This window comes from Streptomyces sp. WM6372 (assembly GCF_001279655.1).
Classification (GTDB): Bacteria; Actinomycetota; Actinomycetes; order Streptomycetales; family Streptomycetaceae; genus Streptomyces.
In genome coordinates this window covers 70,016-87,057 of sequence record NZ_LGDB01000177.1, presented here as the reverse complement: position 1 = coordinate 87,057, position 17,042 = coordinate 70,016, and the positions used below count along the sequence as shown (strand labels likewise).

Below are 17,042 nucleotides of genomic sequence, written 5' to 3'. Positions count from 1 at the left end.
GAGAAGGAGGGGGGAGGGGGGAGGGGGAGGAGAGGAAGAGAGGGCCGGCCGCCCCGCGCACCTTGTGGGTGATCGGCGGCGACTGGTCCGCGGCCCCTTGGATCAAGAGCCGTAGCAGCCATTCTGTCGCACGGGATGGGGCGCGACAGGGTCGAAAGTCCCGTGTCGGACGGGATGTTCAGAAGTTTCGGCGGTCGGTGCCGCTCCGGTCAGTGCCTCTTCTTGGTTTCCTCGTTCGCCTTGGCGGCGATCTCCTCCAGGACGCTCTTCGCGTCGCCGTTCGGCTCCACGGCCCGGCCGATGTTGCGCTTGATGGTGTCGCTGACCGTCACCCACGACGGGTCGTTCACCGGGTACAACTGCGCACCGCGCAGGGCCGTCAGGAAGAACTGGTCGTTGCTGTCGAGGCCGCCGCCGGAGGGGTTGCGGGAGGCCGAGACGGTCGACGGCAGCAGGTGGTAGCGGCCCGCGAAGTCCGACAGGTTCTTGTCCTGGTAGATGAAGTCCAGGAACTTGCCGATCTCCGCGCGCTTGCCGTGCTGCTTGAACGCCATCATCCAGTCGGCGACACCCACGGCCGGCGTGCTCTCCCCGGAGCCGAGGTTCTCCGAGACCGGCATGGGCGCGGTGCGCACGTCGATGCCCTTGGCGCGGGCCTCGTGCAGGAGCTGCGGATAGCCGTTCAGCATGCCGACCTCGCCGCGGGTGAACGCGGCGAAGGCGTCGGCGCGGTTGAGCTGGGACGGCGGGACGGGCCCGGTCAGGCCGGGGCCGACCAGGTTGTCCTTGAGCCAGCGGAAGGTCAGGATGTTCTGGTCGGAGGCCAGGTTGTAGTTGCCGCTGCTGTCGGCGTAGCCGCCGCCGTTGCTCAGTTCCCAGATCATCGCCTCGGCGTGCGCCTCCTCCGGGCCCAGGGGGAGGGCGTACGGGTACTTCACGCCCTTCTCCTTGAGCGCCTTGGCGGCGGACTTCAGGTCGGACCAGGTCTTGGGCTCGCTGACGCCGGCCTGCTTGAAGAGGCCCTGGTTGTAGAAGAGCAGCCGGCTGCTCGCCACCCAGGGCAGGCCGTAGAGGGTGTTGCCGACCGAGCCGGCCTCGGCCAGCGGCTGGAGGAAGTTCGCCTCGGCCGTGACCGACAGGAGTTCGTCCGCGGAATAGAGCTTGTCCTGCGCCGCGAAGTCCGAGTACGAGCCCATGAGGGCCATGTCCGGCGCATTGCCGGTCTTGACCATACGGGAGACCTCGCGGTCGATGTCGGCCCAGGGCAGGAGCTGGACCTCGACCTTGATACCGGGGTTGGCCTTGGTGAAATCCGCCGTCACCTTGTCCCAGAAGGCCTTGGAACTGGTGGCCTGGGTGTCCCCGTATTCTGCGGCGACCAGGTGGAGCGTACCGCTGTCACCTGCACTGTTGCCTGAATCGCCGCATCCGGACAGTGGTATCAGCAGACCGAGCACGACCGCGGTCGTACTCGGGCCGAAGATTCTTCGTTGCACGGGTGTATTCCCCTGAATTTCTTTTGAGTCCCGTTACTACTTATGAGTTGCTCCGGGCTGGGGTGTCCGTCCGTGGCCCGTTGGCCGGAATTCTCTCCTGCATGGGGGCGGTTGATTCCATTGGGGCGGAACTTGTGGTCAATGCTCCAAGTGCGGCTTTTCCGGCTGGTGTTTTCCGATATGTGATCAACAAATCGGACGCGCGTAGACATGCCGAATGGCCCGATTCCGGCCCATTGGGGCTGCGGAACGGGTCGGGGGACCGGATCAGGTCAGGTGGGTCAGGTCAGGTCAGGTCGGGCCGGGCCGGATCAGGTCGGAGCGAAGCGGTGCGCCCGGCGCTCAGTCGGCGAACTCGCCCGCGTACGGGTCGGGCTCGCCCGTCTCGGGGTTGCGGCCCTCCTGCCAGCGGCGCTGGGCCTTGCGCCAGTGCACGAAGCTGAGGTGCCCGCCGTCCCAGAAGGTGATGCTGACCGGGCTCACGTCGAACTCGTCGGAGCAGAGCCGGTACAGGAACTCCGCCATCCCGTACGGGTACACGGCGAAGGCGTCGGCGGTGTGCCGGCCGACCACCAGGACGGGCCAGCGCTCCGGATCGGGGTCGTTGGTGAGCCAGCAGAGGATGTCGGAGCCGCCGGTGACCCCCCACGCGATGATCGACTCGGGGTCGAAGCCGAAGGCGGCCCGGCCGCCCTCCGCCTCCCAGAGCTGGCGGGCGTTGGCGGTCTCCTCGGCCATCTCGGCCGGGTCCCACTGGAGACCGGGCTTGGGGAGGGGGAGGAGGATGCTGGCCTCGCCGTTGATGGAGCCGGCGCCGAAGCGGCCCATGAAGGCGATGAAATCGGCCGGGAACCGGGTCCGCCAGGTGGCTTCGGCGGCCGGCCAGTCGATGTCCTCGTCGGCGCCGTGCGTCGCCGGCATGATCTGCTCCAGCGCCTTGATCCGCGCGTTCTCCGTCATGCCGCTCCCCTGAGACCCCAGCTCAACCGCCCCAACCTACCGCCGGGGCCGCGCGGCGCCTAGCGGGTGTCCAGCGCATCGGGGTCGGACGAGCCGGCCGCCCCCCGGCGGGGGTCCGGCCGGCGGCGGTCCAGGGGTGTCCCGCCGTGCGGTCCCTCGATGTCCAGCCTGGACCCTGCGCGCAGGCCCCAGGCGGCCATGGCGCCGGCCTCGGCCTCCAGGACGTGCCGGGAGCGGAGCCGGGGGAGGCCGAGGCGGTTCGGGGGCATGGTGGTCAGGGCGATGACGCGCAGGTGGCGGTCGAGGTACGCCACGTCGATCGCGAACCGCATCCGGAACGTGTGCACGCTGCCGGCCGGGGTGAGGAGCAGGGCGGCGCCGGGTATGCCGTCGCGGCCGAGGAGTCCGCGGGTGCGGGCGCGGTAGGAGGCCGCGATCTCCAGGGGCACCGCCGGCAGGTCCGGCCCGAGCCGGAGGAGGCCGTTGCTGGTCGTCATGGCGGCAGGGTAGGGGTGGTTGGGCCCCCGGGCCCATGCAGGTGCCGGTGTCTGCGCCTACGGTCGGCGGATGGGCCTGTTCGTGATCACCGCCGCCGCGGTCGCCTACGGCGTGGCCGCGGGGCTGCTGCTGCCGCGGGCGGCGTACCGCCTGTCGGTCGAGCCGGACGCCGCGTGGCGCGACCGCTGCCCGGAGGGCCACCCCATCCCCGGCTGGCTGGGCCTGCCCCGCTGCCGCGACGCCGCGCCCTCCCGGCCCTCCGCCCGCCCCCGCCATACGTACGGAATGGGCCTCGGGTGGGCCGTCGGTACGGCCGCGGTGGGGTGCGGGGGACTGGCGTGGGCCATCGGAGGGCGGCCCGAAGGAGTGGTGTTCGTTGCGGCGGTGCCCGTGCTGCTCCTGCTCGGGATCGTGGACCTCACCGTGCAGCGGCTGCCCGACGTGCTGACCCTCCCCCTCGCCGGAGCCCTGGCCGCCGGACTCGGGGGCGCGGCCCTCGTGCCCGGCGCCGCGGGGTCCTGGACGGGGGCCCTCGCCGGCGGGAGCGCGCTCGCAGGGGCGTACCTCCTGCTCTTCCTCCTCAACCCCGCCGGCCTGGGCTTCGGCGACGTCAAGCTGGCGCTCGCGCTCGGGGTCACTCTTGGGTGGTACGGCTGGGGGGTGTGGGCCGCCGGAGCCTTCCTCGGGTTCCTCTACGGCGCCCTGTACGGGCTCACCCTTGTGCTGAGGGGCCGCGCGGGCCGCCGGACGGGGTTCCCGTTCGGCCCCTTCATGGCCGCCGGAGCCCTCACCGGAGTGCTGCTGGGCGGTTTCGGAGCGTAATCATCTTGCGCCGATGCACGCATCAGGCTTTACGAAGGGTTATGGTGGAACCCCCCCCTCGGGCCGGTCCGTATCCCCCCCACGGACCGGCCCGTTTTTTGTTTCCACCCCCCCACGCCCAAAAGCGCAGGTCAGCCGCGCTGGGCCCAGATGTTCGTGCCGGGGGTGGACACCGCGAAGGAGTCGATCTCCGTCAGCTCCTCCTCCGACAGCGGCGCACCGCCCAGGGCCGCCACGTTCTGCTCCAGCTGGGACACGCTCGAAGCGCCGATCAGCGCCGAGGTCATCCGCTCGTCCCGGAGCACCCAGTTCAGCGCCAGCTGCGCGAGCGACTGCCCGCGGCGCGCCGCGATCTCGTTCAGGCCGGCCAGGCGGCGGACCACGTCATCCGACAGCAGGTCCGGGTTCAGGGACTTGCCGGCGGCCGCCCGGGAGTCCTCCGGGATGCCCTTCAGGTACTTGCCGGTCAGCAGCCCCTGCGCGAGCGGCGCGAAGGAGATGCAGCCCATGCCGGCCTCCTCCAGGGTGTCCAGCAGCCCGTCCTCCTCCGTCCAGCGGTTGATCATGGAGTACGAGGGCTGGTGGATGAGCGGGCGGACGCCCATCTCGCGCAGGATCCGCGCCGCCTCGGCCGTCTGCGCGGCCGTGTACGAGGACACGCCCACGTACAGCGCCTTGCCCTGCTGGACCGCGGACGCGAGCGCGCCCATGGTCTCCTCCAGCGGGGTCTCCGGGTCGAAGCGGTGCGAGTAGAAGATGTCGACGTAGTCCACGCCCATGCGCTTCAGCGACGCGTCGAGCGAGCTCATCAGGTACTTCCGGCTGCCCCACTCGCCGTAGGGGCCTTCGTGCATGAAGTAGCCGGCCTTGGTGGAGAGGATCAGCTGGTCGCGGTACGACGCGAAGTCCTGCGCGAAGATCTTCCCGAAGTTGAGCTCGGCCGAGCCGGGGGGCGGGCCGTAGTTGTTCGCCAGGTCGAAGTGGGTGACGCCGAGGTCGAAGGCCCGGCGCAAGATCGCCCGCTGGGACTCCAGGGACTTGTCGTCGCCGAAGTTGTGCCAGAGGCCGAGGGAGATGGCGGGGAGCTTGAGGCCGCTGTGGCCGGTGCGCCGGTACTCCATGGAGTCGTAGCGCGAGGGCTCTGCCCGATAGGGATTGTTATCAGTCACGTTGTCCTCCCTATCACGGACTTGTGACAGACCGAGTTGGGTACCCGATCCCGCCGCGCAGTAATGTGGCGGCCTCGGGGGAGGGACCGCAATTCGCACGGGGGCATTGCACGGAGGGGCTGGAAGATCGTGAAGCTGCGCGACCTGGTGTACAGGCTCTACGCACGCCGGGTGGAAGGCCGCCTCGACCATGACGCGTCGCCCAAGCACATCGGCGTGATCCTGGACGGGAACAGGCGCTGGGCGAAGGCGTCCGGAGGTACGACGGAGCAGGGCCACCAGGCGGGGGCCGACAAGATCTCCGAGATGCTGGGCTGGTGCACCGAGACGGACGTCGAGGTCGTCACCCTGTGGATGCTGTCCACGGACAACCTGGACCGGCCGGAGGTCGAGCTCCGCCCGCTGCTCAACATCATCGAGAACACCGTCCGGGGCCTCGCCGCGGACGGCCGCTGGCGCGTCCACCACGTGGGCAACCTCGACATCCTGCCCGGACAGACCCAGTCCGTCCTCAAGGAAGCCGAACAGGCCACCCACGACGTCGACGGGATACTGGTCAACGTCGCCGTCGGCTACGGCGGCCGCCAGGAGATCGCCGACGCGGTCCGCTCGCTGCTGCTGGAGCACGCGGAGAAGGGCACCTCCTTCGAGGAGCTCGCCGAGATCCTCGACATCGACCACATCGCGGAGCACCTCTACACGCGCGGCCAGCCCGACCCGGACCTCGTGATCCGCACCAGCGGCGAGCAGCGGCTGTCCGGATTCATGCTCTGGCAGAGCGCCCACTCGGAGTACTACTTCTGCGAGGTGTTCTGGCCGGCCTTCCGCAAGGTCGACTTCCTGCGGGCACTGCGTGATTACGCCGCCCGCCACCGGCGCTACGGAGCCTGACGGCCGGGCGGGCTGACGCCCCCTCGGCCCCGGCCCTCCCCCCTGCAAGGCCTTCACCAGGGATTCACCGAGCGTCCGTCATATGCCATGGCATGGCCGGGCCTGATCGGGGAATATCCCTTTCAGGTCGATGCCCGATCCACGGGTGTCGAGTCTCAGCGGGCGACATGGGGTCGTCCGCCCGGGAGGCCCTTTGCACCAGGACGCACGTGCGGTTCGCACGGACGGAGTGGGAGGGCCGGAAATCGGCCCCGCAGGGGTGCCGATGACCGGTCCGGTCTTCATGGCCCGACCTCTTCCGAGGGGGTACGTCCTTCCGTGGTGACCAGCACAAAGCGCCGCCTGCCCGACAGGCGGACCTACGTCCTCGACACCAGCGTCCTGCTGGCAGACCCCAACGCGATCACGCGCTTCGACGAGCACGAGGTCGTGCTCCCGATCGTGGTGATCACCGAGCTGGAGGCAAAGAGGCACCATCCCGAACTCGGCTACTTCGCCCGTCAGGCCCTGCGCCTGCTCGACGACTTCCGGGTTCGCTACGGTCGCCTCGACGCCCCCATCCCGTTGGGCGATCTCGGCGGCACCCTCCGTGTCGAGCTCAACCACTCCGACCCCGGTGTCCTGCCGGCCGGCTTCCGGTTGGGGGACAACGACTCGCGGATCCTCGCGGTCGCCCGCAACCTCCAGGCCGAGGGCTACGACGTCACGGTCGTCTCGAAGGATCTCCCGCTGCGCATCAAGGCCTCCTCCGTGGGGCTGCTCGCCGAGGAGTACCGGGCGGAGCTCGCGATCACCGATGCCGGCTGGACCGGCATGAGCGAGCTCGCGCTGTCCGGGGAGCAGGTCGACCTGCTCTACTCCGAGGAGCGGCTGTACGTACCGGAGGCCGCGGAACTGCCCGTGCACACCGGGCTGGTCATCCAGTCCGAGCGCGGCAAGGCCCTGGGGCGGGTCACTCCCGACGGGAACGTACGGCTCGTCAAGGGCGACCGCGAGGCCTTCGGACTGCACGGCCGCAGCGCCGAGCAGCGCATCGCCCTGGACCTGCTGCTCGACCCGGAGATCGGCATCATCTCCATGGGCGGCCGGGCCGGCACCGGAAAGTCGGCGCTGGCGCTGTGCGCGGGCCTGGAGGCGGTGCTGGAGCGCAGGCAGCACCAGAAGGTGATGGTCTTCCGGCCGCTGTACGCGGTGGGCGGCCAGGACCTCGGCTACCTGCCCGGGGACGCGTCCGAGAAGATGAGCCCCTGGGCGCAGGCGGTCTTCGACACCCTCTCGGCGGTGGCCGGGCGCGAGGTCATCGAGGAGGTGCTGAACCGGGGGATGCTGGAGGTCCTGCCGCTCACGCACATCCGCGGGCGCTCGCTGCACGACGCCTTCGTGATCGTGGACGAGGCGCAGTCGCTGGAGCGCAATGTGCTGCTGACCGTTCTGTCCCGGATCGGTGCGAATTCGCGGGTCGTTCTGACCCACGATGTCGCGCAGCGGGACAATCTGCGGGTCGGCCGGTACGACGGAGTGGTCGCCGTCGTTGAGAAGCTGAAGGGGCATCCGCTCTTCGCGCACGTCACGCTCAACCGCTCCGAGCGCTCCCCGATCGCCGCGCTGGTGACCGAGATGCTCGAATCGCTGTAGGTGCGATGAGGGGCAAAACCCCCATAGCGGGAAAGTGAGTTGGCGCCGCCCGGCAAAGGCCCGAGAGCCTAGCCGGGCGGCGTCGCGCTGCACAGCCCTTTGAGGAAACCAACGGCAACATGCCAGGTGTGACCTTTCACACGCAATGGAGAATTGCCTTGCGGTGTCGGGGTCCGGCAGAGTCTGTTTTCCGTCAGGCCCCGCATACGGCACACTCCCCCACGACTTCGTCTGGGGGGACCCCCGGTATCTCCCGTCACCACGACGGGAGGTGCGCGCAGCACCACAACTCCAGAGCCGTTCGCCGTATGCCGCCCGAGTCGTCACGCGGCAGCCCCCGCAAGGGAGTTGCCCACGGGCCCGCGCTTCCAGTGATCACAGCACCACGGAGGCCAGTGTCGAGGGGCACTATTGCGCCCGCCCGGTCACTGCGGACGCTGCTGGAAGGACACCGTGTGAGCCGGATCTCGGTCCGGGGATTCGCTGTGGCTTCGGCCACCGCAGTCACCACCGTTGGCGCAGTCGTGGGCGTTGCCGCTGGCGACCCCGCCGCCTCGAACGATCTCGAGACCACCGCGTCCGGGGCGACCCTCCTCGCCGATATCCCGGTCGGCGAGCAGGCGCAGGTCCAGAACGCGTCCCTGACGCAGCAGGCCGACGCCATCGCCCAGGGCGCCGACACCGACGCCAAGCGTGTCGCCGAGGAAGCCGCCCGCATCCAGGCCGCCGAGGACGCCAAGTCCAAGAAGGCCGAGGCGCAGAAGGCCGCCGACGAGAAGGCGAAGAAGGACCGCGACGAGAAGGAGCAGATCGCCAGCCGCTCCGCGGCCCGCAGCGCCGGCGACTTCGCCGTCCAGAGCTCCTACACGGTCGCCCAGGTCAAGGACATCGCCCGGCAGATCGTCCCGGCCGGTCAGTTCCAGTGCTTCTCGAACATCATCAACGAGGAGTCCACCTGGAACTACAAGGCCGTGAACTCGTCCTCGGGCGCGTACGGTCTGGTCCAGGCACTCCCGGGTTCGAAGATGTCGTCGGTCGCCGACGACTGGCGGACCAACCCGGCCACCCAGATCCAGTGGGGCCTCAACTACATGAACGAGCGGTACCACAGCCCCTGCGCGGCCTGGAGCTTCCACCAGGCCAACGGCTGGTACTAGAGCCCGCCTCCGCTCAACCTCGAAGAGCCCCGCACCGTCCTACGGTGCGGGGCTCCTCGCGTGTACGGTCTTTCGAGGTGTGTCCACGGGCGGGGGAAGGGAAAGACATGGCGAAGAGGGCAGGCTGGCTCGGCCGGCTCGGGAACAGGCTGAGCCGCATGGAGGCGCGGCTCCAGGCGCGGCGTGCCGAGGTCGAGGCGGAGAGCATCGGCACGGCTGCCGCGGTCCCGGTCGCCGCTTCCGGCGCCGCCCCCGCGGGCGCGGCTTCGGGCGCGGGCGCCGGCGCGCAGGATCCGGCGGCCCCGGCGCACGCCCCGGCCACCACCGCGCCCGCCGAGCAGCCCGGCCACCCCCCGCACCCGCCCGCCCTGCGCGGGCGCCCCGACCCCGTGAGCGTCGTCCCGTGGGGCATGCGGGTCGCCGCCGAGGTCAGCTGGCGGCTCCTGCTGCTCGCCGGGATGCTCTGGGTCGTGATGAAGGTGATCAGCGAAGTCCGCCTGGTCGTGCTCGCCTTCGCCGCCGCCCTGCTCGTCACCGCGCTGCTCCAGCCCTTCGTGGTCCGGCTGCGCCGCCTCGGCCTGCCGCGCGGGCTCGCCACCGCCGTCACCGCGATCCTCGGGTTCGTGGTCATCGGGCTGGTCGGCTGGTTCGTGGTCTGGCAGGTCATGGAGAACCTCGACGACCTCTCCGCCCGGGTCCGGGACGGGATCAACGAGCTCAAACTCTGGGCACTGGACAGTCCGTTCCACGTGACCGAGAAGCAGATCAACGACATCGCGAAGAACCTCAGCGAGACCATCGGCACCAACACCGAGCAGATCACCTCCGCCGGCCTCCAGGGCGTGACGGTCCTCGTCGAGGTGCTCACGGGCATCCTGCTCGCGATGTTCTCGACGCTGTTCCTGCTCTACGACGGCAAGCGCATCTGGACGTGGGTGCAGGGCCTGGTCCCGGCCGCCGCCCGCCCCGGTGTCGCGGGCGCCGGTCCGCGCGCCTGGCGCACGCTGACGGCGTACGTGCGCGGCACGGTGCTCGTCGCGCTCATCGACGCCATCTTCATCGGCCTCGGCATCTACTTCCTCAAGGTGCCCATGGCGGTGCCGCTGGCCGTCTTCATCTTCCTGTTCGCGTTCATCCCGCTCGTCGGCGCGGTGGTCTCCGGCGCCCTCGCGGTGGTCGTCGCCCTGGTGACCCAGGGGCCGTGGACCGCGCTGATGGTGCTGGCCGTCGTACTGGCCGTGCAGCAGATCGAGGGGCACGTGCTCCAGCCCTTCATCCTGGGCCGGGCGGTACGGGTGCACCCGCTCGCGGTGGTGCTGTCGGTGGCCGCGGGCGGCATGGTCGCGGGCATCGGCGGGGCGGTGGTCGCGGTCCCGCTGGTCGCCGTCACCAACACGGTGGTCGTCTACCTGAGGGCCTACTCCCGGGACCAGCTCCTGCACGGCGCCGCGGCGATCGGCCCGGGGCCGCACGGCTCGACGGCGTTCGAGCAGGCGGCCCGGGAGGCCGGACGTGATCAGCGAGCCTGAGCTCGAAGGGGAGTGGGGCACCGACCGGCCGACCACGGCGGCCGGGGAGCCCGACACCCCGCGCGAGCGCGTACGGGGGCCCCGTAGGGCCTGGTTATGGGCGCTCGGCGGGGCGGTGCTGGCCTCGGCCGTCTGGGCCGGCGTCCTGACGGTGCAGGATCGTTTCGGCGAGCCCGCGCCGCGGATCGCGTACCGGCATGCCGAGGACCTGTGCAAGGTCAAGCTGACCGCGGTGTCCGCGTCCACCACGCAGCTCACCGGGGACTACGCGCGCCATGAAGCGCACCCCGCGCTCGACTGGGCGTACTGCGCGCACGGCGCGCCGTGGGTCGAGGGCCGTCTTTCCTACGGGGCCGAGGTGTTGGTCCAGCTGCACAAGAAGGCCGATCCCCGCACGGAGTTCGGTGCGGGCCCCACCGGCCTCGGGGGCGTCGGGGGCATGGCGAGTTCGGGCGGCGAGGTGGAGCAGGTCCCCGGGCTCGGCGAGCGGGCATTGCTCACCCGCCGGGTCGGCGGCTCACGGCTCGAAGTGCTCGACGGGGGCGCCGTCTTCAGCCTCACCGTTCAGTGGTACGGGGGGCAGGGCGCCCCGGACCCGGACGAGGAGGCCGTCCAGGCGGCGATGGTCGAGGACATGCGCACCCTGATGGCGTCCCTGCGCAAGTGAACCGAACGACAGGACCCCCGCGGCCGGGAGCGGCTGCGGGGGTCCTGTCGTTCGGTCGTACGGCCGTGCGTACTACTCGGCGGCGAGGGCGGCCTCGGCGTCGAGGGTGACCGCGACGGCCTGGATCACCGAGGCGATCTTGAAGGCCTCCTGGATCGTCCCGCGGTCGACGCCGGCCTTGCGCAGGACCTGCTCGTGCGAGTCCAGGCACTGGCCGCAGCCGTTGATCGCGGAGACGGCGAGCGACCACAGCTCGAAGTCGACCTTCTCCACGCCCGGGTTGCCGATGACGTTCATCCGCAGGCCCGCACGCAGCGTGCCGTACTCCGGGTCGGAGAGCAGGTGGCGGGTGCGGTAGAAGACGTTGTTCATCGCCATGATCGCGGCTGCGGACTTGGCGGCGGTGTACGCCTCCGGCGACAGGGCCGCCTTCGCCTCCGGCTCCAGCTCACGCAGGACGCGCGGGGAGCGGGCGGCGATCGCGCAGGACAGGACGGTGCCCCACAGCTGCTGCTGCGAGAGGGTGTCCTGGTTGCCGACGACCGAGCCGAGGTTCAGCTTCAGGTCCTTGGCGAAGTCCGGTATGGCGGACTTGAGGGAGTCGAGGGACATCCGTCACTCACCGGCCAGCAGCGCGCCGGCGTCCAGGGTGCCCTCGCCCTTGTTCCAGTTGCAGGGGCACAGCTCGTCGGTCTGCAGGGCGTCGAGGACCCGCAGGACCTCCTTGGGGTTACGGCCCACGGAACCGGCGGTCACCATCGTGAACTGGATCTCGTTGTTCTGGTCGACGATGAACACGGCGCGCTGCGCGAAGCCGTCCTCGCCCTGCACGCCACAGGCCTGCATGAGCTCGTGCTTGGAGTCGGCCAGCATCGGGAAGGGCAGGTCACGCAGGTCGGCGTGGTCCTTGCGCCAGGCGTGGTGGACGAACTCGGAGTCGCCGGAGACGCCGAGGATCTGCGCGTCGCGGTCCTGGAACTCCTCGTTCAGCTTGCCGAACGCGGCGATCTCGGTCGGGCAGACGAAGGTGAAGTCCTTCGGCCAGAAGAACACCACGCGCCACTTGCCCTCGTAGGTCTTGTGGTCGATCTGGGCGAACTCGCTGCCAGCTTCGAGCGAGACGCAAGCGGTCAGATCGTAGGTGGGGAACTTGTCGCCGACAGTGAGCACGTGCTCTCCTTGCGAGACGGGAAAACATCCCTTTTGGGGACTTCCCTGAGGGGTTGGACGGTCTCACATGCTGGCACAGGCAGCATTGATCGCGGAAATCGCAAACAGTGGTTGCGCTGATCAGGCTTCCCTATCAATGCGTCCGTACGGGCAAAGAGCGACGCAGAGTGATCGATTCAGCGACGGCTACTTGCAGAACTCGGCGGCGGCCTTCGCGGCGCCCTCGGTGTAGCCGCGGATCCATTCGGGGTCGGGTGCCACGGCGGTCTTCGGCGGAGCGGTCTGGCAGGTGGCCTTGGTGGTGTCGTAGCCGAGCTTGTGGCCCTTGTCGTACTCGGAGGTGCCCGTCTGCCCGTCCTGCTTGCCGCCGCAGAACGTCTTGGCGGCCAGCGCCGCACCGCTGTCATAGCCCTTCTGCCAGTTGGGGTCCACCTCGCCCAGGGTCTGCGGCGGTTTGGCGGCGCAGCTCGCCCTGATCGCCTGGAACCCCTTCTGGAAGCCCTTGTCGTACTGGACCTTCGCGTCCTCACCCGTACCCGTGCCCTGCGTCTCGGGAGCCACTCCGCCCGTGCACGCGACACCGCCGACCGTGTAGTGGCCCGGGGCCAGGGCGGAGACCCGGACGCTGCCGCCGGTGACCTTGGCGGCGGGGACGGTGGAGCCGTTGTCGCTCGTGACCGGGACGGTGTCCCCGGTGAATCCGGTGCCGTTGATCGCCCAGTTGTTCGGCGGCGGGCCGTAGCCCTGCACGACGCTGCACGTGCCGGCCGCGGGTGCCGCCGCGGCGGGGTGGGCCAGCACCGTCGGGCCCAGGACCAGTGGTGAGGCCGCCAGCGGGGCCAGTACGGCGATCCGAAGGAACTTGTTCATCATGGTTGCCTCCCGGGCGAAGACCATGGCCGAAGCTTTGCTTGCCCTACCTCCACTCTCACGCAGGGCGGGGCACCCCGCAGCGCGCAGGGGTTCGGGGCGGCCCCCGGAGCTACTCTGGTGGCGGGTGATCGGAGGTACCTATCAGTGGCCCTCGGCAACAGGGGAGCGAAGCAGGCGACGCTCGCACAGCTGCGCGCGTTCGCGGCCGTCGCCGAACACCTGCACTTCCGGGACGCCGCCGCCGCGATCGGCATGAGCCAGCCCGCGCTCTCGGGCGCCGTCTCCGCGCTGGAGGAGGCCCTCGGCGTCCAGCTGCTGGAGCGCACCACCCGCAAGGTGCTGCTCTCCCCGGCGGGCGAGCGGATCGCGGCCCGGGCCAAGGCGGTCCTCGACGCCATGGGCGGGCTGCTGGAGGAGGCCGAGGCCGTACGCGCCCCCTTCACCGGGATCCTGCGGCTCGGGGTGATCCCCACGGTGGCCCCCTACCTGCTGCCGACCGTGCTCGGGCTGTTCCACCGCCGCTATCCCCGGATGGACCTCCAGGTACACGAGGAGCAGACCTCCTCGCTGCTGGACGGGCTGGCCGGCGGGCGGCTCGACCTGCTGCTGCTCGCGGTGCCGCTCGGCGTCCCCGGGGTCACCGAACTGCCCGTCTTCGACGAGGACTTCGTCCTCCTCGCGCCCCGGGAGCACCCGCTCGCCGGGCGCCGGGACATTCCGCGCGAGGAACTGCGGGGCCTGCGGCTGCTGTTGCTCGACGAGGGGCACTGCCTGCGCGACCAGGCCCTGGACATCTGCCGCGAGGCGGGCCGGCCCGACGGGGCGGCCGTCACCACGACCGCCGCCGGGCTGTCCACCCTCGTACAGCTGGTCGCCGGGGGACTGGGCGTGACCCTGTTGCCGCGTACCGCGCTGCGGCTGGAGACCGCCCGCAACGAGTACCTGGCCACCGGGTACTTCGCCGAGCCCGCGCCCTCGCGGCGGATCGCGCTGGCCATGCGGACGGGGACGGCCCGCCAGGAGGAGTTCCGGGCCATCGCGGGCGCCCTGCGCGAAGCCGTACGCCCGCTCCCGGTGTGGCCGGCCGAGTAGGGCGGCCCCGCGGGGCGGGCGTACGGGAGGGGGCGTGCGTACGGGCTCGCGCGCCCGGCGTCACTCCGTGCGCAGGCCGTCCGGGCGCATCAGCCGCAGCAGTGCCGGCATGCTGAGCAGGGTCACCGCCAGGGCCACCGCGGCGCCCGTGCCCGCCATGGCGAGCACCGAGGCCCAGTCGATCCGGACCGGGACGTCGGTCATCCGCATCAGCACCGCACCGAGCGCGAGGCCGATGGAGGCGGCCAGGACCAGGCCGAGCCCGATCGGCAGGGCCGTCTGCCACAACACCGACAGGCCCAGCGTGGAGCGCTTCGTGCCGAAGGCGACCAGCGACGACAGCAGCTTCTTGCGCTCGCGCAGCTGCTCCAGCTGCGAGACGAGCAGGCTCGCGCCGATCAGCACCAGGACCAGGGTCGCGCCGACGAACAGGCCGGTGCGGATCGAGTCGAACCGGCCCGCCGTCCGGGTCGACCGGAGGGTCATGGCGGTGGCCAGCGGGTCGGCCTTGTAGGAGGCGGTCCGGGCCCGCTCCAGCGCGTCCGGCACGTTCGGGTCCAGCTGGACGAACACCTGGGCCATCGCGCCGCCCACGTTCTTCGGGGCGGCCGCCGGGGTGACCAGCAGGCCGGTGCGCAGGACGCCGCTCGGGTCCTTGCGGGCCGGCGCCGTCCGCGCGCCGGCGGGTACGGACCAGGCGGCCGGCCCGGGGCCCCCGGAGGCGTACCGGTTCCCGGTGAACAGCTCGTCGCCCGGCGCGACCGCCCCGGCACGCGCCCGGTCGGCGCCGCCGGTCAGGACGAAGGCGTCGCCGTCCGTGCAGGAGGGCAGCTGCGCGACCTCGCGCAGGGCCTCGCACGTCCCGATGGTCAGGCCGATCGACCCGACGCGCGCCCCGGGGCTGCGGGAGGCCGAAGTGGACGTCAGGGGCACGGTCTTGGCGATGCCGGGGGTGCCGGCCACCGCCCTGCCGATGACATCGAGGCGGTCCTCGGTACCGGCCCGGGTCAGGATGGACAGGGAGGCCCGGGAGGGGTCCTGTCCGGTGTCGCGCGTGTAGGAGCCCTCGACGCCGGCGAACAGCATCTGCAGGGCGATGGCCCCGGCCACCGCGACCGCGATGCCGTTGACCAGCCGGGCCGCGGATCCGCTGGTGAGCTGGAGCCGGCGCACGGCCAGCTGCCAGGACACGGTGCCGGAGCCGCCGAGCCGGGCCACGATCCGCTCCAGCAGCCAGGGCAGCAGGGCGGTGACCCCGACCAGGAGCAGCACCGCACCGCCGGAGACCTGCCACTGGTTGAACCGCCCGTGGGTGCCGCCGCGGCCCGCCATCGGGGCCAGCAGGCCCAGTCCGGCCAGCGGCATCAGCAGCCGCCACCAGATCCGGCGCGGGCGCGGGGTGGCGGTGCGGACCACGCCGAGCGGCTCGATGACCACACCGCGCAGGGCGAACACGGTCACGGCGACGGCGGCGGCCGGGACGCAGACCGCGACGAGCGCGGCCAGCGCCGGGCGCGGGTCGAGGTCCGCGGAGAAGACGCTGCGCCCCTGGACGTCCAGGCCCGGGGCGAGCTGCCGGGCGATCAGGAAGAAGCCGGTGCCCAGGACCAGGCCGGCCAGCGCACCGGCGAGCGCCTCGCCCGCGGCGATCCGGCGGACCATCCGGGCGTCGGCGCCGACCAGGCGCAGGGCCGCCAGCCTCCGGTCGCGGCGGTCCCCGCCGAAGCGGACGGCGGCCGCGATGAACACGGCGACGGGCGTCAGCAGGGCGACGAAGACCATCAGCAGGAGGAGGGCGAGGACGGGGTCGAGCGGCGGGGTGTCGACGGTCTTGTCGAAGCTGGTGAGCCGCTGGACGTACGGGCCGTCGGCCTGCGCGGCGAGCCGGTCCGTTCCCGCGTAGTAGTACAGGTCGGTCGGGCCGACCAGCCCCGCGTCGCCGATGACCGACACGATCTTGCCGTCGAGGCGCTCGCGGAGCAGTTCGCCCCCGCCGGTCTTCATCAGCCGGTCGAGGGCCGGGGAGACGGCCAGTTCGCCCGGGCCGGGGAACGCCTTGAGCCCGGGCGGCAGCGGGGCGTCCGGCCCTTCGGGCTGGACGAGGCGCCCGTCGATGTCGTCCCCGTGGTACGTCATGTTCCCCGCGGCGACCAGCAGGGTGTCGTGTCCGGGCTGCTCGGCGGGCGTCGAGGTGATCGTGGCGCGGGCGGCGCCGCGCTGCTCGCGGGCGGTCATCGCGGCCGGTACCGCCGTGGTGACCAGCAGCAGGGCGACGCCGAGGCCGACGCCCACGCCGGTCAGGAGGGTGCGGGTCCAGCCCTCGCGGCCGCCGCCGAGGGCGAACCGGGCACCGAGGGCCAGGTCACGGGCCCAGACCCGGAGTCCGCCCTGGTTCATATGGCGCGCTCCATGTCGCGGGACCTGCCGTCGCGTACGACGATCTCGCGGTCGGAGTACGCGGCCACGCGGGCCTCGTGCGTGACGAGGACGACGGCGGCGTTCGCGGACCGGGCGGCCTCGGTCAGCAGTTGCATGACGAGCTCGCCGTTGAGGGAGTCGAGGGCGCCGGTGGGCTCGTCGGCGAAGAGGACCCGGGGTCCGGTGACGAGGGCGCGGGCGACGGCGACGCGCTGGCCCTGGCCGCCGGAGACCTCGCCGGGGCGCTTGTCCCCGAGTTCGGCGACCTCCAGGCGGGCCATCCAGTCCAGGGCGGTGCGCTCGGCCTGCTTGCGCTTCACGCCGGTCAGGCGCAGCGGGAGGGCGACGTTCTCGACGCAGGACAGCTCGGGCACGAGCTGGCCGAACTGGAACACGAAGCCGAACTCGCCGCGGCGCAGGGCGCTGCGCTCGGCGTCGTTCATGGCGGACAGCTCGCGGCCGGCGTAGGTGACGGTGCCGGAGTCGGGCGGGACGATCCCGGCGAGGCAGTGCAGGAGCGTCGACTTGCCGGATCCGGAGGGGCCCATGACGGCGACGACCTCGCCGGGGTGGATGGAGAAGTCCGCGCCGTCGAGCGCGGCGGTGGACCCGTACGTCTTGCGCAGGCCGGTGGCGCAGAGCAGGGTGCCGGCCGGAGGCATCGC

16 protein-coding genes are annotated in these 17,042 nt (G+C 71.4%); 7 read left to right on the top strand and 9 right to left on the bottom strand.

Features of this window, described 5'->3' with window-relative positions:
• Positions 1-209: 209 nt before the first annotated feature.
• The 3 genes from ADK52_RS15250 to ADK52_RS15240 form a co-directional block, all read right to left on the bottom strand.
• Entirely contained in the window at positions 210-1,496 is a 1,287-nt protein-coding gene (locus ADK52_RS15250; RefSeq protein ID WP_053690335.1) for an ABC transporter substrate-binding protein, read from the bottom strand.
• Between the two features lie 342 nt (positions 1,497-1,838).
• Complete coding sequence (locus ADK52_RS15245; protein WP_053690334.1) at positions 1,839-2,456, bottom strand: SMI1/KNR4 family protein; 618 nt, start codon at positions 2,454-2,456, stop codon at positions 1,839-1,841.
• 59 nt (positions 2,457-2,515) lie between these two features.
• Positions 2,516-2,953: a DUF192 domain-containing protein gene (locus ADK52_RS15240; protein ID WP_078988339.1), complete on the bottom strand. Its 438-nt coding sequence runs from the start codon at positions 2,951-2,953 to the stop codon at positions 2,516-2,518.
• 70 nt (positions 2,954-3,023) lie between these two features.
• On the opposite strand from ADK52_RS15240, the gene ADK52_RS15235 reads away from it, so the two are divergent.
• Positions 3,024-3,776 carry a prepilin peptidase gene (locus ADK52_RS15235; RefSeq protein ID WP_053690333.1) on the top strand — a complete coding sequence of 251 codons (753 nt, stop codon included), beginning with the start codon at positions 3,024-3,026 and terminating at the stop codon, positions 3,774-3,776.
• Positions 3,777-3,907: 131 nt separating this feature from the next.
• Here ADK52_RS15235 and mgrA read toward each other — a convergent pair whose 3' ends face one another.
• Positions 3,908-4,945, bottom strand: coding sequence for an L-glyceraldehyde 3-phosphate reductase (gene mgrA / locus ADK52_RS15230; protein WP_053690332.1), 1,038 nt, complete (start codon positions 4,943-4,945; stop codon positions 3,908-3,910).
• 129 nt (positions 4,946-5,074) lie between these two features.
• On the opposite strand from mgrA, the gene ADK52_RS15225 reads away from it, so the two are divergent.
• From ADK52_RS15225 to ADK52_RS15205, 5 genes are all read left to right on the top strand, one after another.
• On the top strand, positions 5,075-5,836 hold the full coding sequence (locus tag ADK52_RS15225; protein ID WP_053690331.1) for an isoprenyl transferase: 762 nt from the start codon (positions 5,075-5,077) through the stop codon (positions 5,834-5,836).
• A gap of 318 nt (positions 5,837-6,154) precedes the next feature.
• Positions 6,155-7,471, top strand: a complete 1,317-nt coding sequence (locus tag ADK52_RS15220) for a PhoH family protein (RefSeq protein WP_030159550.1) — start codon at positions 6,155-6,157, stop codon at positions 7,469-7,471.
• A 437-nt stretch (positions 7,472-7,908) separates the two neighbouring features.
• Positions 7,909-8,628 carry a transglycosylase SLT domain-containing protein gene (locus tag ADK52_RS15215; protein WP_420714889.1) on the top strand — a complete coding sequence of 240 codons (720 nt, stop codon included), beginning with the start codon at positions 7,909-7,911 and terminating at the stop codon, positions 8,626-8,628.
• Between the two features lie 107 nt (positions 8,629-8,735).
• A complete protein-coding gene (locus ADK52_RS15210) occupies positions 8,736-10,157 on the top strand; it encodes an AI-2E family transporter (RefSeq protein WP_053690329.1) in 1,422 nt (473 codons plus the stop codon).
• Positions 10,141-10,824 carry a hypothetical protein gene (locus ADK52_RS15205; protein ID WP_053690328.1) on the top strand — a complete coding sequence of 228 codons (684 nt, stop codon included), beginning with the start codon at positions 10,141-10,143 and terminating at the stop codon, positions 10,822-10,824. Before ADK52_RS15210 ends, ADK52_RS15205 begins: the two co-directional genes overlap by 17 nt.
• A gap of 72 nt (positions 10,825-10,896) precedes the next feature.
• Here ADK52_RS15205 and ADK52_RS15200 read toward each other — a convergent pair whose 3' ends face one another.
• The 3 genes from ADK52_RS15200 to ADK52_RS15190 form a co-directional block, all read right to left on the bottom strand.
• On the bottom strand, positions 10,897-11,436 hold the full coding sequence (locus tag ADK52_RS15200) for an alkyl hydroperoxide reductase (protein WP_053690327.1): 540 nt from the start codon (positions 11,434-11,436) through the stop codon (positions 10,897-10,899).
• 3 nt (positions 11,437-11,439) lie between these two features.
• Positions 11,440-11,994, bottom strand: a complete 555-nt coding sequence (locus ADK52_RS15195) for a peroxiredoxin (RefSeq protein WP_030159560.1) — start codon at positions 11,992-11,994, stop codon at positions 11,440-11,442.
• 186 nt (positions 11,995-12,180) lie between these two features.
• The gene (locus ADK52_RS15190) at positions 12,181-12,867 is read right to left on the bottom strand and encodes a hypothetical protein (RefSeq protein ID WP_147420008.1); all 687 of its coding nucleotides are present in this window, start codon (positions 12,865-12,867) and stop codon (positions 12,181-12,183) included.
• Between the two features lie 144 nt (positions 12,868-13,011).
• On the opposite strand from ADK52_RS15190, the gene ADK52_RS15185 reads away from it, so the two are divergent.
• Complete coding sequence (locus tag ADK52_RS15185; RefSeq protein WP_053690325.1) at positions 13,012-13,959, top strand: hydrogen peroxide-inducible genes activator; 948 nt, start codon at positions 13,012-13,014, stop codon at positions 13,957-13,959.
• 60 nt (positions 13,960-14,019) lie between these two features.
• On the opposite strand, the gene ADK52_RS15180 is transcribed toward ADK52_RS15185, so the two are convergent.
• Together ADK52_RS15180 and ADK52_RS15175 are read right to left on the bottom strand one after the other, a co-directional pair.
• Entirely contained in the window at positions 14,020-16,356 is a 2,337-nt protein-coding gene (locus tag ADK52_RS15180; RefSeq protein ID WP_053690324.1) for an ABC transporter permease, read from the bottom strand.
• The gene (locus ADK52_RS15175) at positions 16,353-17,039 is read right to left on the bottom strand and encodes an ABC transporter ATP-binding protein (protein ID WP_053690341.1); all 687 of its coding nucleotides are present in this window, start codon (positions 17,037-17,039) and stop codon (positions 16,353-16,355) included. Before ADK52_RS15175 ends, ADK52_RS15180 begins: the two co-directional genes overlap by 4 nt.
• Positions 17,040-17,042: the final 3 nt, after the last annotated feature.

What these genes read in the sequence shown, in the direction of transcription:
- ADK52_RS15210 (WP_053690329.1), top strand. Translation starts at nt 8,736, where the DNA reads ATGGCGAAGAGGGCAGGCTGGCTCGGCCGGCTCGGGAACAGGCTGAGC.
- ADK52_RS15190 (WP_147420008.1), bottom strand. Translation starts at nt 12,867, where the DNA reads ATGATGAACAAGTTCCTTCGGATCGCCGTACTGGCCCCGCTGGCGGCC.
- ADK52_RS15240 (WP_078988339.1), bottom strand. Translation starts at nt 2,953, where the DNA reads ATGACGACCAGCAACGGCCTCCTCCGGCTCGGGCCGGACCTGCCGGCG.
- ADK52_RS15235 (WP_053690333.1), top strand. Translation starts at nt 3,024, where the DNA reads ATGGGCCTGTTCGTGATCACCGCCGCCGCGGTCGCCTACGGCGTGGCC.
- ADK52_RS15175 (WP_053690341.1), bottom strand. Translation starts at nt 17,039, where the DNA reads ATGCCTCCGGCCGGCACCCTGCTCTGCGCCACCGGCCTGCGCAAGACG.
- ADK52_RS15245 (WP_053690334.1), bottom strand. Translation starts at nt 2,456, where the DNA reads ATGACGGAGAACGCGCGGATCAAGGCGCTGGAGCAGATCATGCCGGCG.
- ADK52_RS15180 (WP_053690324.1), bottom strand. Translation starts at nt 16,356, where the DNA reads ATGAACCAGGGCGGACTCCGGGTCTGGGCCCGTGACCTGGCCCTCGGT.
- ADK52_RS15200 (WP_053690327.1), bottom strand. Translation starts at nt 11,436, where the DNA reads ATGTCCCTCGACTCCCTCAAGTCCGCCATACCGGACTTCGCCAAGGAC.